We start from the raw sequence: 14,106 nt of genomic DNA on the forward strand, positions 1-14,106 counted from the left end.
AGATGTATAATTTTGAGTTTGAAAAGCCCGGCTCGATTGCAGACGCAGTTGCGGCATTGGGGTCTGAGGACGCACAGGCGCTGGGCGGGGGGCAGACGTTGATCCCGACGCTGAAGCAGCGGCTGGCGGCGCCCAGCAAGCTGGTGAGTTTGACCGGCATTGCCGAGATGCAGGGCGTGTGCATGGATGATGACGGACGCATGTGTATTGGGGCTGTCACGTCGCATGAAGATGTGGCCGCTCAAGGGGCAAGTTATGCTGCGTTGGCAGACCTTGCCGGCAATATCGGGGATCCTGCTGTGCGCGCGAGGGGGACAATAGGCGGATCGCTCGCCAATAATGACCCATCGGCCTGTTATCCCGCAGGCGCGTTGGCCTCTGGGGCAACGATTGTGACAAACAGCCGAGAGATTGCGGCGGATGACTACTTTCAGGGCATGTTCACCACGGCGCTGGAAGAGGGCGAGATTATCACCGACGTGAAATTTCCGGTGCCTGAGGCGGCAAATTATCAGAAGTTTGAGCAGCCTGCATCGCGTTTTGCGCTGGTGGGTGTGTTTGTGGCGAAATTTGCCGATGGGGTTCGTGTCGCTGTGACAGGGGCATCCGAAGAGGGTGTGCATCGTTGGGCGGCTGCTGAAGAGGCATTGTCTGCTAATTTCTCGGCCGATGCGGTGCCGGATGCGCCGGATGCGGATGGGATGATTGCCGATCTGCATGGCACTTCGGCGTATCGCGCGCATCTTGTGGCGGTGCTGACCAGGCGGGCGGTGGCGGCCTGCGGCTGACGCGCACGTCCTTGTGGCACGACGAGAGGTTAAGGAGCGCTGGGTTGAACCGGCGCTCTTTTTTGATTTTGGCGGTGTGCTCTGGGCGTTTTAGGGGCCGATTAGAGAGGCTTGCGGGCGATGAAGTCGATCAGGGCAGACATGCCCGAATGCCCGCGGCCTTCCTGAACCTCGCGCTCATAGGCGTGGCAGGTGACAATCTTCCAACCGACAAAGGCGGCGCGCAGGATCGCGTCGGTATACATGTTCTCTTTGAAAGGCGGGCCGCCGGTGCCGTGTTCAAGCTGTTTTGGTGTGTAGCCATGCAGCATAACGAGACCACCGGGTTTGGTTGCCTGTTTCATGCCGTTGAATTGAAGGCGACGTCCGTCGGGGCCGACAAACTGGATGAAGATACCGGCGACAATGTCAAAACGGTCCTGCTCCCATGTGCGGGTCAGGACGTCTTCCTCTTTGAAAGTGAGTGAGACATTTTTGTCCGCCGCCAGGCGGTTGGCGCGGGCGAGGGCGGTTGGGGCGAATTCAAGCGCGGTGACGTCAAGGCCGCATTGCGCCATGTAGACCGAGTTGCGTCCTTCGCCGTCGGCGACGGCGAGGGCGGATGCGCCCGGCGTCACGTGGGTTTGGTGGTCCAGTAGGAATTGCGCCGGTGCGGTGCCAAAGACGTAGTCGGCGGAACCGGCGTAACGTTCTTCCCACATGGGGGCCTCATTGGTCTGGAAAAGAAAACCCCCGTCCAGGCGGGCGGGGGTTTGAAGGGTTACTTGGGAAGGGGGCCGATCATCATGATCATCTGGCGGCCTTCCATTTTGGGCATGTTTTCGACCTTGCCCAGTTCTTTGATATCCTCAGCGACGCGTTCGAGCAGTTCACGACCCAGATTCTGGTGGGCCATTTCGCGCCCTCGGAAACGCAGAGTCACCTTGACCTTATCGCCGGATTCCAGAAAGCGATACACGTTGCGCATTTTGACTTCGTAGTCATGGGTGTCCGTGTTCGGGCGGAACTTAACCTCTTTGACCTCGATAGTCTTTTGCTTTTTGCGTGCCTCGGATTCGCGTTTCTGCTGTTCATATTTGAACTTGCCGTAATCCATGATCTTGCAGACCGGAGGATTCGCATTGGGCGAAATTTCGACCAGGTCCAGTCCGGCCTCCTCGGCGAGCGCCATACCCCTGGCAGGAGTGACAACCCCAACATTTTCACCTTCCGCCCCGATCAGGCGGATTTCGTTAGAGCGGATGCGGTCATTGACGCGAGGGCCGGTATCGCGCTGCGGAGGCGCGTTATGAGGTCTGCGGGCTATGGTTTTGTTCCTTCAATAGCTGTCGTCTTTCAAGGCGCTAATTTATTCGCGGATTCGTGCCGTTACAACCGCCAATGAGCGGTAGATGGCGTATTGGTGTGATTTGGGCTTTGATTTTGCGCCAAGACATGGCTGATTGACCGCATGACGCCGCACATATTGTTGGTGTTGTTAGTTTTTAGAGGAGTCGGCGACATGAGAATGGTTGCTTGGGTTGTTATTTTGGGTGCGTTCTGTGTAGGCGCATATTTTCTAATATTCGCATCACCAGAGGTTTCGGAGGCACCGGACTCGACCAGTGAGGCCGTTCAGGATGCGGTGAATGATGCCGTTGAGGCGGTTGGCGATGCTGTTGAAGAGGTGTCGGACGCTGTTGACGAGGCGGTTGATGATGCGGCAGCTGCGGTAGAAGAGGCGTCGGACGCCGTTGACGAAGCCGTAGATGAGGCTGTTGAGAATACGGCGGCTGCAGCAGAAGAAGCCGCCGAACAAGTTGAGGAAATGGCGGATGACGCGGCACAGGCGGTTGAGGATGCAATTGACGATGCGTCAGAGATCGACCCAGATGCAGTGGCTGAATTCCTGACCGTTGACGGGTTTGACAAGGACAAGGTTCTTGAGCTGATTGATAACTCGTCGCTGGATCCGATCAAGAAAACGGCGCTGTCTAACGCGGTTGAACAGGCGGCCCAATCGCCCGAAACGCTGAAGATTGCGCTGGATCAGTTGAAGGCGGAATTGGGACTGTAAGAGCCTGATCCCAAAAACGCAAAACGCGCCCGGCGATAAGTCGGGCGCGTTTTTTATTGGTTTGGGTCCAGTGTGGATCAATCTAGGAAGGCTTTTTCCACTACATATTGCGCTGGTTTGGAATTGGCGCCTTCTTCGAGGCCTGCTTTTTCCAGCATGTCCTTGAGTTCAAGGTTAAAGGCGAGGTTTCCGCAGATCATGGCGCGGTCGCTTTCGGGGTTCAACGGCGCGACACCGAGGTCGGCATATGCTTCGCCGGAATTGATCAGGTCAGTGATGCGACCCATCTTAGCACTCTCTTCGCGAGTGGTTGTCGGGTAGTACTTGATTTTTTTCCAGAACCCTTCGCCGATCACTTCGTTCAGAAGTTCGTCATTTTTGAGCGCCTCGATCAATTCGCGGCCATATGTCAATTCGCCCACGGTGCGGCAGGTATGTGTGATGATGACTTCGTCGTAATCCTCATAAGTCTGCGGTTCGCGCAAGAGCGAGGCAAAGGGCGCAAAGCCGGTGCCGGTGGCAAAGAACCAGATGCGTTTGCCGGGGATCAGAGCGTCATGCACGAGGGTGCCGACCGGTTTTGGGCGCAGGATCACTTCGTCGCCGGGCTTGATGTGCTGAAGCTTGGACGTGAGCGGGCCATCTTCAACCTTGATCGAATAGAACTCCATCTCTTCGTCCCAGCTGGGCGAGGCGATGGAATAAGCGCGCAGCAGTGGCTTTTGCTTGCCGGTTTCGGGATGGGGGTCGCCCATCAGGCCGATCATGACAAACTCGCCCGAGCGAAAACGCAGCGACGCAGGGCGCGTGCAACGGAACCGGAACAGGCGGTCGGTGTAGTGCTGCACCTCGGTCACGGTCTGAGCGTCGGGCAGGGCGGGTACTTTAACGGCTTTGGCTTCGGTCACGGGTGTTTGCTCGGTCATATCAACAACAGGCGGGAATGCCCGTCTCCATCTATCATGTCATGGCAGGAATTGAAGGTGAATTTGCGACAGGTCTTTGACATATCGCAAATATACGATCTGTTTTACAGTTCGGCCGCTGCGCTACGCGTCAGAGCGCATACGGGCCTGATAATCGTGGGCCTTCCAGTCGGCACGGAAGACCCAGTCTTCCTGAGGTTGGCGGGCGGCGTGCTCGTCAGAGATTTCGACCTCGTCAAAGCCGCAGCGGCGCGCCATGGCGTATTGGTCAGAGATGACGTGACCTTTGGCGCGCAGACGGCCGGTATAACCTGAGAGGCGCAAGTGACGGGCGATGGTAAAACCACGACCATCGGCAAAGGAGGGAAAGTCGACACGCACCATTTCGACGCCGATCAGTTTGTCTGCCAATGTGGCAGGGTCGGTGTCTGAGGGAATGTCCAGCGAGACCACATCATTGGCGGCGTCGCTGAGCGCGACGTAGCCCTGCGTCCAGTCGTCTGTTCCAAAACCTGTATCGGTTACAAGTACACTCATGTTTTCTCTCCAACTCGCACCATTTTGCCGTTTACAAAATGGATGCCGCATTCCTCTTTGTCCTGTCCACGCCAGCGGCCTGAACGGGGGTCTTCGCCTTCGGCCACTTTGGACGTGCAGGGGGCACAGCCGATAGACGGGTAGCCCTGCGCCACCAGAGGGTGACGGGGCAGGCGGTTTTCTTCCATATAGGCGCGCACGTCTTCGGGTGCCCAATGCGCCAGCGGGTTGACCTTGATCCGACCGGTAAAGTCTTCGACCTCAAAAAAGTCAAGCGCGGCGCGGGTGCCTGATTGGAACCGCTTGCGCCCGGTGATCCAGCCATCATAGCCGCGTAGCGCCTTTTGCAAGGGGCGGGTTTTGCGCAGGGCACAGCAGGCGTCGGTGTCGGCGCGGTGCAAGAGCCCGTCGGGGTCTTCGGCTTTGAGCGTGGCTTGGGACGCGCGGATGACCTGAACGTTCTTCAGGTTCAAGCGCTCGGCCAGTTCCTGTTGATAGACCAGCGTTTCGGTGAACAGCATTTCGGTATCGACAAAGATCACCGGAGCGTTGCGGTCGGCGATGGCGGCCATGTGCAACAGCACAACGGATTCCGCGCCAAAGGACGAAACCAGAGCCAGTTTCCCGGCCTGCGGATCGCGCAATGCGGCCTCGACCACCGAGGTCGCCGAGTGGTGGCGATAGCGGGCATTAAGCGCGTCAACCTTGGCCTGAAGTGGGTCAGGGGGCAGGTCATCACGCGCCGATCCTGTCGCGCCGCTGTTCAGCGGCGAGACAAGAGGGGTGAAATTATCATGCGGCATTGGCCTGCGCCTCTGGGTAGAGATAAGCCTTGAATGGCGCCATGCCGAGGCGCTTGTAGGCGGCAAGGAATGTTTCGGACGCGTCCGTGCGCAATTCAAGATAGCCCAGAACCAGACGTTCGATGGCCGGGACAATCTCGTCATAGGCAAAGCCGGGGCCTGCACGCTGGCCAATGGCCGCGTCAAAGGTGGCATCACCGCCCAGCGTGATCTGGTAGTTTTCCACACCCGCGCGGTCGAGGCCCAGAATGCCTATATGGCCGACATGGTGATGCCCACAGGCGTTGATGCAGCCCGAGATCTTGATTTGCAGGTGGCCGATATCATGCTCCAGCTTCAACTCATCAAAGCGGGTGGCAATCTGTTGGGCGACCGGGATCGAACGGGCTGTGGCCAGCGCGCAGTAGTCCATACCGGGGCAGGCGATGATGTCCGACACCAGACCGATATTGGCAGTGTGCAGATCAGCGTCGCGCAGGGCGGCGTAGATCGCGGGCAGGTCTGATTTGTGCACATGCGGCAGGATCACGTTCTGCTCGTGGCTGATGCGCAGTTCGTCATGGCCGTACTGGCGGGCCAGATCGGCCATCACGCGCATCTGATCAGCGGTTGCATCGCCCGGTGTGTCGCCGTGCTTTTTGATCGAGATTGTCACGATTGCATAGCCCGGTGCACGGTGGTCGGATAGGTTGGTGTCCGCCCAGCTACGGAAAGCGGGGTTGGCGTCATATGCGCTGTCGAACTCGGTTGTTGGCGCGTTGCGGAAGGCAGGCGCAGCAAAATGCTCTTCGATCTCCTTGAGCAGCACCTGATCGTAGCCGCCAAAGGTTTTCTTGACCAAGGCAAAGCGCTCTTCGACGCGGGCGCGGATGTCGTCAATCCCATGTTCATGCACAGTAGTCTTGATGCGTGCTTTGTATTTGTTGTCGCGCCGTCCAATCTGGTTCCAGACCGAGACGGTGGCCTCGATGTATGGCAGCAGGTCTTCTTTGCTGACAAAGTCGCTGAGAACCTTGCCGATCATCGGGGTGCGCCCCAGTCCGCCGCCGACCAGCACCTGATAGCCAATCTCGCCCGCGTCGTTTTTGACCATACGCACGGCAAGGTCATGTGCCTTGAGCACGGCGCGGTCATTTTCGGCGCCCGAAACGGCGATTTTGAATTTGCGGCCCATGAACTGGAATTCGGGGTGGTCGGTAGACCACTGGCGGATCAGTTCAGCAATTGGGCGCGGGTCGACCAGTTCGTCCGCGGCGGCACCGGCAAAGTGGTCGGCGGTCACGTTACGGATGGTATTGCCCGATGTCTGGATCGCGTGCAGGTTCACTTCGGCCAGCGCATCAAGCATGTCAGGCACGTCGGCCAGTTTGGGCCAGTTATACTGGATGTTCTGACGCGTGGTGAAGTGGCCATAGCCCTTGTCCCACTTTTCGGCCAGCAGGGCGAGCTTGTCCATCTGCGCCGAGCTGAGCGTGCCATAGGGAATGGCGACGCGCAGCATGTAGGCGTGCAGTTGGAGGTAAAGACCGTTCATCAGGCGCAGGGGCTTGAACTCGTCCTCGGTCAACGCGCCCGAGATGCGGCGGTTGACCTGTCCGCGGAACTGGCGATTGCGCTCGGCAAGGAAGGCGGCGTCGAAATCGTTATACTGATACATGGCTTGCGTCCTTTGCGAAGTCCCGGATTACACCGACGACGGGCTGAGTTCTTGTTTGCCGTGGAAATAGTTCGAGGGTCCGGTGCGGCGGAACTCCTCGCGGAAGTGAGTTGGCTCAGGGCCGTTTTCACCCGCAACCGCGTCAGCGAGGTAGACACCAACCACAAGGTCGACCTGTTTTGCGGCGTCGAGCAGGCGCAGCTGGGCGTCGGCCTCGTCGGTGAGCAGCGCGGCCTCGGAAAGATCGCGGGTCCACGTGTCCTGGGCTGTGAGGTAGATCACGTCCCCTTCGAGCAGGGCGTTTGCGGTGATCACTTTTGGCGTAAATGCGCGGGGCATCAGGCGAGCTCCTGTGAGAGTAGGGGTGATTGGGTCGTGTGGCGTGAAATGGCAGTATCGCGCGGGGCGAGGCCGAAGAGCGTGAGCGCCGGTGCGCCGCTGGTCAGGGTTTGCAGTGCGTCGGGCAGGTTGGCGAGCGAGGTCACGATCACACGTTCATCGGGGCGCGAGGCGTTTTCGACGATGGTAACAGGTGTGTCCGGGTTTGCGCCGTGCATGATCATACGCCCTTGGATAAAGCGCGCGGCCTTGAGGCCCATATAGATTGCGGCAACTTCGCCGGGGCGGGCCAGTGCCTGCCAGTCCTGATCTGCAAAACCTTTGGTATCGTGACCGGTCAAGAGACGTACCGAGGCGTTTCGGCCGCGTTTGGTCAGCGCCTGCCCGATGCTGGCCACAGCCGACGAGGCGGCGGTGATGCCGGGGATGATCGTGTAGGGCAAATCGGCGGCATCAAGTGCGTCGATCTCTTCGTCCAGACGGGCGAAAAGCGCGCAATCGCCGCCCTTGATCCGCGCCACGCGCAGGCTCGCGCGGGCATGGCGGACGATCAGAGCGTTGATGTGCTCTTGGTCGGTGGATGGGCCAAAACCCTGTTTGCCGACATTTATTAACTGCGCAGATGGATTGGCCAGCGCCAGAACATCAGCGCCAACAAGGCGGTCATGGATCACGACGTCAGCGTTCTGCAACGCACGCAGCGCTTTCAGCGTCAACAACTCAACGTCACCGGGGCCCGCACCGACAAAGACCACCTGTCCCGGAGTGGGCAGGGTGGCGGCGCCGTTTGCTGGTATTGTGATCGTGGACGAGGCCATGAAAGTGCTCCGTGTGTTTGACTTAAGCTGCAATATAGGAAATATTCCCCCATATCCGCTAGATATTGGCGAAAATAGAAACATACGTTCTGGTTGATTGGCCGAGGGGCACGGTTGTTCTAGAATCCGAGGGAAATTGGGATGTCATTGCGAATAGACGAGATGGACAAGAAAATCCTTGGCGAGTTGCAACGTGATGCGGCGCAATCGTTGGATGAAATTGCCAAGCGCGTGGGGTCGTCAAAGACGCCAGTGTGGAACCGGATTCGCAAGCTGCGCGAGGCGGGCGTGATCCGACAGCAGACGGTTTTACTGGATGCTGAGGCGCTGGGTTTTGAGGCCTGTTTCTTCGTGTTGATCCGCACATCTGAGCATGAAGCGGATTGGCAGGCTAAGTTTTTGAAAGCATTGCGTGAACGCCCCGAAGTGTTGGAGGCGCACAGATTGGCTGGGGATATCGACTATATCCTGAAAGTGCAGGTGCAGAATGCGCGGGCCTATGACACGTTTTATCAGGCGCTGATTTCAGAGGTGAAAGTGCACAATGTAACCGCATTGCTGTCGATGGAAGAAATCAAGTCGACAACGATGTTGCCGCTTTAGATTTGGAACAATTCGATCGGGTTATGGACGCAGCGAATGGGGTGTTGTCCGATGCTCTGGCCAAGTTGCGGCGCGTGTTCGGCTACATGAGAAGTAAACAAAGCCTTATGCCCTAGGGTCTTGCACAGACCTTGTAAGCGACTGGCGATGTTCACGGGCGGCCCAACCACGGTGTAGTCGAGCCGGTCGGGACTGCCTATATTGCCGAAAGTGAGCCGGCCGAAATCGGCGCTAAGGACAAAGTCGATCTGTTCGCGGTTCTCCTTGGTGGCGCTTTGGTTGAACTTTGCCAGCCGATCCAGCGAGTCACGGGAGGCGGCCACGGCGGCTGCACACGCCTGTGCAGCGGACTCTTGGGCAAAGATGGCCAGCACGCCATCCCCCATGAATTTCAGAACGTCGCCCCCATTTGCGCGCACAGCATCGACGATGATTTCAAAGTAATCTCCCATGTGGTTCAAAAGTTTAGCTTCGGGCCAGGATTCAGATTTGGCGGTAAAGCCGCGAAGATCGGCGACAAGGATGGCGGCCGAGACCGAGCGATGCTCGCCCCGCCGGATATGTCCGTGGCCGATTTCGGTGGCCGGAGCCTCGCCCAGATAGGTGCGCAACAGGCTTTGACGGGATTCACGCATGGAAATCGGCTCCATCGCGGCGGCCAGAGCGTGGCGGGTGCCTTCGACAAGGTCGAGTTGATCGTCGGTAAACCCGGTGGCGCAATTGGTGGTAAGGCTCGCGCCCTGAACGGTGCCGTTGCTGTATCTGAGAGGAATGACAAAGAAATCGGTTGCACCATCTTCGGCCAGTTCGGAATAAAGGCTATGTTCCTGAGAAAGATCTAGATCCATGATGCGTTTTCGCAGTGACGTGCCCTTGGTCGAGATGTGCTCGAATGGGCTGCCTTTCCAAGCCGAGGTATTGAGGACCGTGGCGCGGATTACGTATTTGTGAGTTGTTTCCGGTGTCCAGATAATGCCCCATGCGCTGAGAATGGGGTTTGAGTAGGACTGTGCCACCCGAACCCGTACCAGAGGCACACCCATGATGACCAGCCGCTCACAGTATTCTCGAACGACGGCCTCGGGATCACCAATCAGGCGTCCTTCGGTAATGAGCCAAGTGTTCAGGTCGTGTTGTGACAGGGATTTAGCATTCATTGAGCTAGTGTCAGTGCCTAAAAATATGAATTCAACCCCTTGGTGACGTATCCGAGAACACTTCTAACCGAGAAAGGCCATGAAAGTGGTAGGTGTTGGCGTAGGCTGGAGGTTGGGTCAAGCGTAGATTTGGGCAGCGGTCAAACAGGATGGGCAGGGCGATCTGCATTTCGAGGCGCGCAAGCGGCGCACCGACGCAGAAATGGATGCCGCCGCCAAAGCTGGTGTTGGTGACGATGGGGCGGTTTGGGCGGAACTGGTCCGGTTCGTCCCAGACGCCGGGGTCGCGATTGGCCGCGCCCAGCAGCAAGGCGACCTGATCGCCGCGTCTGAAAGTATGACCGGCGACCTCGATATCCTCATAAGCGTAGCGGGTGAACATGTGCAGCGGCGGGTCGTAGCGCAGGATTTCTTCGACCGTTGTGTCGATGGCATTTGGCAGAAGGCAGGAGAGGTCGGAGCCCTGTTCGAGCAGGGTTTTCACGCCGTTGCCCAGCGAGTGCACCGTGGCCTCGTGCCCGGCGTTTAGCACAAGTATGCAGGTCGTGATCAGTTCGGGTGTTGAGAGCTTTTCGCCCTCTTCCTCGGCTTCGATCAGACGGGTGATCAGGTCGTCACGCGGCGTTTTGCGGCGGGTATTGATATAGTCGGTCAGGAAGGTGGAGAATTCGGATGCAGCTGCCGCGGCAGCGTCTTCATCTGCGCGGGTGCGGCTGGCCATATACATGGCGACCATCGCATGGGACCATCGCAGGAATTGCGGCGCCATGTCATCAGGCACACCCAGCAGGCGTGCAATTGTAATTACGGGCACCTGATCGCAGTAGGTTGCAAGGAGATTGTGAGGCTGATCCGGAAAGGCGTCGATCAGGGAGTGGCACAATGTTTCGATACCGGGGCGCAAATCGGTGATGGCGCGGCTGGTGAAGGCGCGCAACACAAGGGAGCGCAGCCGTTTGTGGCGCGGCCCCTCGAGTTCGAGCATGGAGTGATTTTCCACGGCATAGAAAGGTTCGAGATGCTGCGGGATCGGCTTGGCCAGCTCGGGCGGAACCTCGCGCCCAAAACGACGATCCTTGAAGATCATATTGACCATCGCATGCGACAGCACGGCAGGCATGTCGTAATCCTGCCAGTGAAACAGTTTTGTCTGTGTGCGGGCCTGTTCATAGAAACTGTAAGGATTTTGGACAAAGGCCGGGTCGGTCGGGGATTGGTGCAACGTGATCATGCGGCGCAGTTTCTACGGCAAGCGGGGAAAGGCAAGGGGGCGTGATCCAATTGTGCGCTACCGCGCGCAGATTCGAGTTTGATGTTGGGTGACGTATTTGATGCGAGGGTGTTTTTGCGTGGAGATGCCATGATCGCGGCTCGCAGTAAGGCGATGTTGGGTTTAGGGTGTTCTAGATGAGGACTTGGATACGACATCGGGGCGCGATCTTTGCGCTGTTTTTATTGGCGCTTGCGGTGGTGGCCGGGGGGGTCTGGCGCGTGGGATATGGTCAGGCGCTGGACCAGTTGGCACAACGTGGCGAAGCTGATCTGGCGCTGGAGGCGGATCGGTTGACGGCGCAGTTGCGGCGCTATCAGGAGCTGGCTGTGTTGATGGCCGAACATCCCACGCTGGCGGCTTTGGTTCAGGGGGAGGGGAATACGGCGGCGGCTGAGGCATTGCTGTTGGATGCGGCAGACAAGACTGCGGCGCTGGATCTGGTGTTTGCGCGGGCAGATGGCGCGGTGATTGTATCGGCCCACGGTGCGGCTGTACCGGCGCGTGATTTGCTGAACACACCGTATTTTGAGCGCGCTTTGCACGGCGCTTTGGGGACGCATCATGCGGTGGTGACGCAGGACGGGCAGCGGGCGTTTTACTTTGCGTCGCCCAGTTTTGGGCCTGACGGGCGCGTGGTGGCGGTGCTGGTGGTGATCGTCGACATTGAGATTGTCGAAGAGAATTGGCGCGGCGATGGGCCGGCAGTTTATTTTGTGGACCTGGTGGGCGAAGTTTTCATTTCCAACCGATCCGAGCTGTTGTTGTGGCAGCGACGCGGCGGCGACAGTGGCCTTGTGCCCCCGGTCGGGGCCGCCCCGCCGTTTCGCGAGTTTTATCGCTCGGGGCACGAGCTGTGGCGTGTCGATTGGGGGCCGTATATTCCAGCGCGGGCATTACATATCGTGCAGGATTTGCCGCTGATCGAAATGCAGGGAGAGGCGCTTGTGGACGTGGCCCCGGCATTGCGGCTGGCGGGGTTGCAGGCTGCATTTGTTGCGGCGGTCGCGATGGTGCTGGGGCTGTTCCTGTGGCAGGCGGTGGAACGCCGCAGGGTCTTGGCAGAGGCAAATGTGGAGCTGGAAGAGCGGGTTGCGGCGCGCACCAAGGCGCTCAGCGACACGAACATTGCCCTGCGCCGCGAGATTTTGGAGCGTCAAGATGCCGAAGCCGCGTTGAAGCGCGCACAGGCGGATCTGGTGCAGGCAGGTAAGCTGAGCGCACTGGGGCAGATGAGTGCGGGGATCAGTCATGAGTTGAATCAGCCGTTGATGGCGATCCAGAGCTTTGCAGAGAATGGTGAGCGATTTCTGGACAAGGGGCGCACCGAGAAGGCTGGAGAGAACCTTGGACGGATTGCGCAGATGGCCACGCGTATGGCGCGTATCATCAAGAACCTGCGCGCCTTTGCCCGCAATGAGAGTGAGCCTATGGGGCGTGTAGATTTGCGCGCTGTGATCGGGCAAGCGGTTGAACTGACCGAAGCGCGGTTGCGTCAGGATGACATTACCCTCAGTTGGAATGCCAAGGGCACGCCGGTTTATGCGTTGGGGGGGGAGGTTCGCTTGGGGCAGGTGTTTGTGAACCTGATCAACAACGCCGCCGATGCCATGGTGGATGCGCCGAAAAAGGCGATTACGATTGATCTGGAGGCGGGCCCGCGGCTTTGTGTAGTGGTACGCGACACGGGGCCGGGTATTGCCGAGCCGGATCGGATATTTGATCCGTTTTACACCACGAGAGAGGTGGGTAGTTCTGAGGGTATGGGGCTGGGCCTGTCGATTTCCTATGGTCTGGTGCAGAGTTTTGGGGGAAACATTCGCGGGACAAATGCAGAGGATGGTGGTGCGGTGTTCACGGTAGAGCTTGAGTATTGGCAAGAGGATCAGGTGGCATGAGCGCGCCGGTTTTGGTGGTGGATGACGACCCGATGGTGCGCGAGGCGCTGACGCAGACGCTGGAGCTGGAAGAGTTTGACGTGATCGCGGCGGGATCGTTTGTGGAGGCCAAGGACCATATCACGCGCGAGTTTGCCGGGGTGATCCTGTCGGATATGCGAATGCCAGGACGGGATGGGTTTCATCTGTTGGAGTTTACTCAAGGCACGGACGCAGCCTTGCCTGTGATACTGTTGACGGGCGAAGGTGACATTCCGATGGCGGTTCGGGCGATGGCGATGGGGGCATTTGGGTTTCTGGAAAAGCCCTGCGCGCCAGCGGAATTGGTCGGGGTGATCAACAGGGCGGTGTCAGCGCGAGATATGGCGCTGGAAAATCGGCGACTCAAGGAACAACTGGAGACTGGGGACGCGGCGGCGCGGATGCTGTTTGGCGACAGCGCGTTGGCCAATGGGTTGCGCGATACAGTGCGGAGGGTGGCGCGGATTGGAGCGGAGGTGCTGGTCACGGGTGCACCGGGGACCGGGATTTCCAAGGTGGCCGAGGTCATCCATCTTTGTTCCGCGCAAGGCAAAGGCCCGTTTGGCAAACATACAGCCGCTGGCATGACGTCAGGACGGTTGCACGAGGTTGTTGCCGATGCGACGGGAGGGAGCCTGTTTCTGGATGAGATCCAGGCGATGCCAATGGAAACGCAATTTACGCTGATGTCGATCATGGAACAAGGCACGCACCCTCGGATGATCTTTGGGTCAGCGGCACAGCTGCAGGAAGCGGTGCAGGCCGGTCGGCTGCATGGTGATCTGTATTACCGGCTGGATGCATTGCAGGTGCGTATTCCGTCTGTATCCGAACGGCCCGAAGATATTCCGGTGCTGTTTCGCCACTACGTGGCGCAGGCCGCGGAACAATCTGGTGTGATTGCCCCAGAAGTGACACCCGAGGTGGTGTCCGGGTTGATGGCGCGGGACTGGCCGGGCAATGCGCGCGCGCTGATGAGCGTGGCGATGCGGTTTGTTCTCGGCTTATCTGGCGAAGAGACGCAAGGTGGCGGGCTTGGGCTGGCCGAGCAGATGGCGCAGGTTGAACGGTCATTGCTGGTCGAGGCGCTGCGGCGGCATGGCGGCCGGGCGGCTGTGGCCGCAGAGGCACTGAAGCTGCCGCGCAAAACTATGTATGACAAGTTGGCAAAATATGGACTGAAGCCGGAGGAGTTTCGCTGACACGACGGATATCCCGGCGCGGTGCGTAGAA

At 58.8% G+C, this 14,106-nt stretch carries 15 protein-coding genes; 5 read left to right on the forward strand and 10 right to left on the reverse strand.

Annotated elements, in window-relative coordinates; genetic code table 11:
• The first annotated feature begins 2 nt into the window (after positions 1-2).
• On the forward strand, positions 3-788 hold the full coding sequence (locus CLV88_RS06925) for an FAD binding domain-containing protein (protein ID WP_106607673.1): 786 nt from the start codon (positions 3-5) through the stop codon (positions 786-788).
• A gap of 101 nt (positions 789-889) precedes the next feature.
• Here the strand turns inward: CLV88_RS06925 and CLV88_RS06930 are convergent, their stop codons facing one another.
• Both CLV88_RS06930 and infC read right to left on the reverse strand, forming a co-directional pair.
• Positions 890-1,489 (reverse strand): class I SAM-dependent methyltransferase, encoded by a 600-nt coding sequence (locus CLV88_RS06930; protein WP_106607674.1) that lies wholly within the window; start codon positions 1,487-1,489, stop codon positions 890-892.
• Between the two features lie 59 nt (positions 1,490-1,548).
• Positions 1,549-2,094 (reverse strand): translation initiation factor IF-3, encoded by a 546-nt coding sequence (gene infC, locus CLV88_RS06935; RefSeq protein WP_106607675.1) that lies wholly within the window; start codon positions 2,092-2,094, stop codon positions 1,549-1,551.
• A 195-nt stretch (positions 2,095-2,289) separates the two neighbouring features.
• Here infC and CLV88_RS06940 point away from each other — a divergent pair, with 195 nt between their 5' ends.
• Positions 2,290-2,844: a hypothetical protein gene (locus tag CLV88_RS06940; RefSeq protein ID WP_133169919.1), complete on the forward strand. Its 555-nt coding sequence runs from the start codon at positions 2,290-2,292 to the stop codon at positions 2,842-2,844.
• Between the two features lie 77 nt (positions 2,845-2,921).
• Here the strand turns inward: CLV88_RS06940 and CLV88_RS06945 are convergent, their stop codons facing one another.
• The 6 genes from CLV88_RS06945 to cobA form a co-directional block, all read right to left on the reverse strand.
• A complete protein-coding gene (locus CLV88_RS06945; protein ID WP_106607677.1) occupies positions 2,922-3,770 on the reverse strand; it encodes a ferredoxin--NADP reductase in 849 nt (282 codons plus the stop codon).
• A gap of 123 nt (positions 3,771-3,893) precedes the next feature.
• Positions 3,894-4,307, reverse strand: a complete 414-nt coding sequence (locus CLV88_RS06950) for a DUF934 domain-containing protein (RefSeq protein ID WP_106607678.1) — start codon at positions 4,305-4,307, stop codon at positions 3,894-3,896.
• A complete protein-coding gene (locus CLV88_RS06955) occupies positions 4,304-5,110 on the reverse strand; it encodes a phosphoadenylyl-sulfate reductase (protein WP_106607679.1) in 807 nt (268 codons plus the stop codon). The genes CLV88_RS06950 and CLV88_RS06955 overlap by 4 nt, the downstream gene beginning before the upstream one ends.
• Positions 5,100-6,767, reverse strand: coding sequence for a nitrite/sulfite reductase (locus CLV88_RS06960; protein WP_106607680.1), 1,668 nt, complete (start codon positions 6,765-6,767; stop codon positions 5,100-5,102). The genes CLV88_RS06955 and CLV88_RS06960 overlap by 11 nt, the downstream gene beginning before the upstream one ends.
• Positions 6,768-6,794: 27 nt before the next feature.
• Positions 6,795-7,106 (reverse strand): DUF2849 domain-containing protein, encoded by a 312-nt coding sequence (locus CLV88_RS06965; protein ID WP_106607681.1) that lies wholly within the window; start codon positions 7,104-7,106, stop codon positions 6,795-6,797.
• Positions 7,106-7,924 (reverse strand): uroporphyrinogen-III C-methyltransferase, encoded by an 819-nt coding sequence (gene cobA / locus CLV88_RS06970; protein WP_341477146.1) that lies wholly within the window; start codon positions 7,922-7,924, stop codon positions 7,106-7,108. The genes CLV88_RS06965 and cobA overlap by 1 nt, the downstream gene beginning before the upstream one ends.
• Positions 7,925-8,065: 141 nt before the next feature.
• Here cobA and CLV88_RS06975 point away from each other — a divergent pair, with 141 nt between their 5' ends.
• Positions 8,066-8,527 carry an Lrp/AsnC family transcriptional regulator gene (locus tag CLV88_RS06975; RefSeq protein ID WP_106607683.1) on the forward strand — a complete coding sequence of 154 codons (462 nt, stop codon included), beginning with the start codon at positions 8,066-8,068 and terminating at the stop codon, positions 8,525-8,527.
• On the opposite strand, the gene CLV88_RS06980 is transcribed toward CLV88_RS06975, so the two are convergent.
• Positions 8,524-9,684: an adenylate/guanylate cyclase domain-containing protein gene (locus CLV88_RS06980; RefSeq protein WP_106607684.1), complete on the reverse strand. Its 1,161-nt coding sequence runs from the start codon at positions 9,682-9,684 to the stop codon at positions 8,524-8,526. The genes CLV88_RS06975 and CLV88_RS06980 overlap by 4 nt on opposite strands.
• A 31-nt stretch (positions 9,685-9,715) precedes the next feature.
• On the reverse strand, positions 9,716-10,915 hold the full coding sequence (locus CLV88_RS06985) for a cytochrome P450 (RefSeq protein WP_106607685.1): 1,200 nt from the start codon (positions 10,913-10,915) through the stop codon (positions 9,716-9,718).
• 176 nt (positions 10,916-11,091) lie between these two features.
• On the opposite strand from CLV88_RS06985, the gene CLV88_RS06990 reads away from it, so the two are divergent.
• A complete protein-coding gene (locus CLV88_RS06990; protein ID WP_106607686.1) occupies positions 11,092-12,852 on the forward strand; it encodes a sensor histidine kinase in 1,761 nt (586 codons plus the stop codon).
• On the forward strand, positions 12,849-14,075 hold the full coding sequence (locus CLV88_RS06995) for a sigma-54-dependent transcriptional regulator (protein ID WP_106607687.1): 1,227 nt from the start codon (positions 12,849-12,851) through the stop codon (positions 14,073-14,075). Before CLV88_RS06990 ends, CLV88_RS06995 begins: the two co-directional genes overlap by 4 nt.
• Positions 14,076-14,106: the final 31 nt, after the last annotated feature.

The sequence above is a fragment of the Shimia abyssi genome, assembly GCF_003014475.1.
Taxonomy (GTDB): domain Bacteria; phylum Pseudomonadota; class Alphaproteobacteria; order Rhodobacterales; family Rhodobacteraceae; genus Shimia; species Shimia abyssi.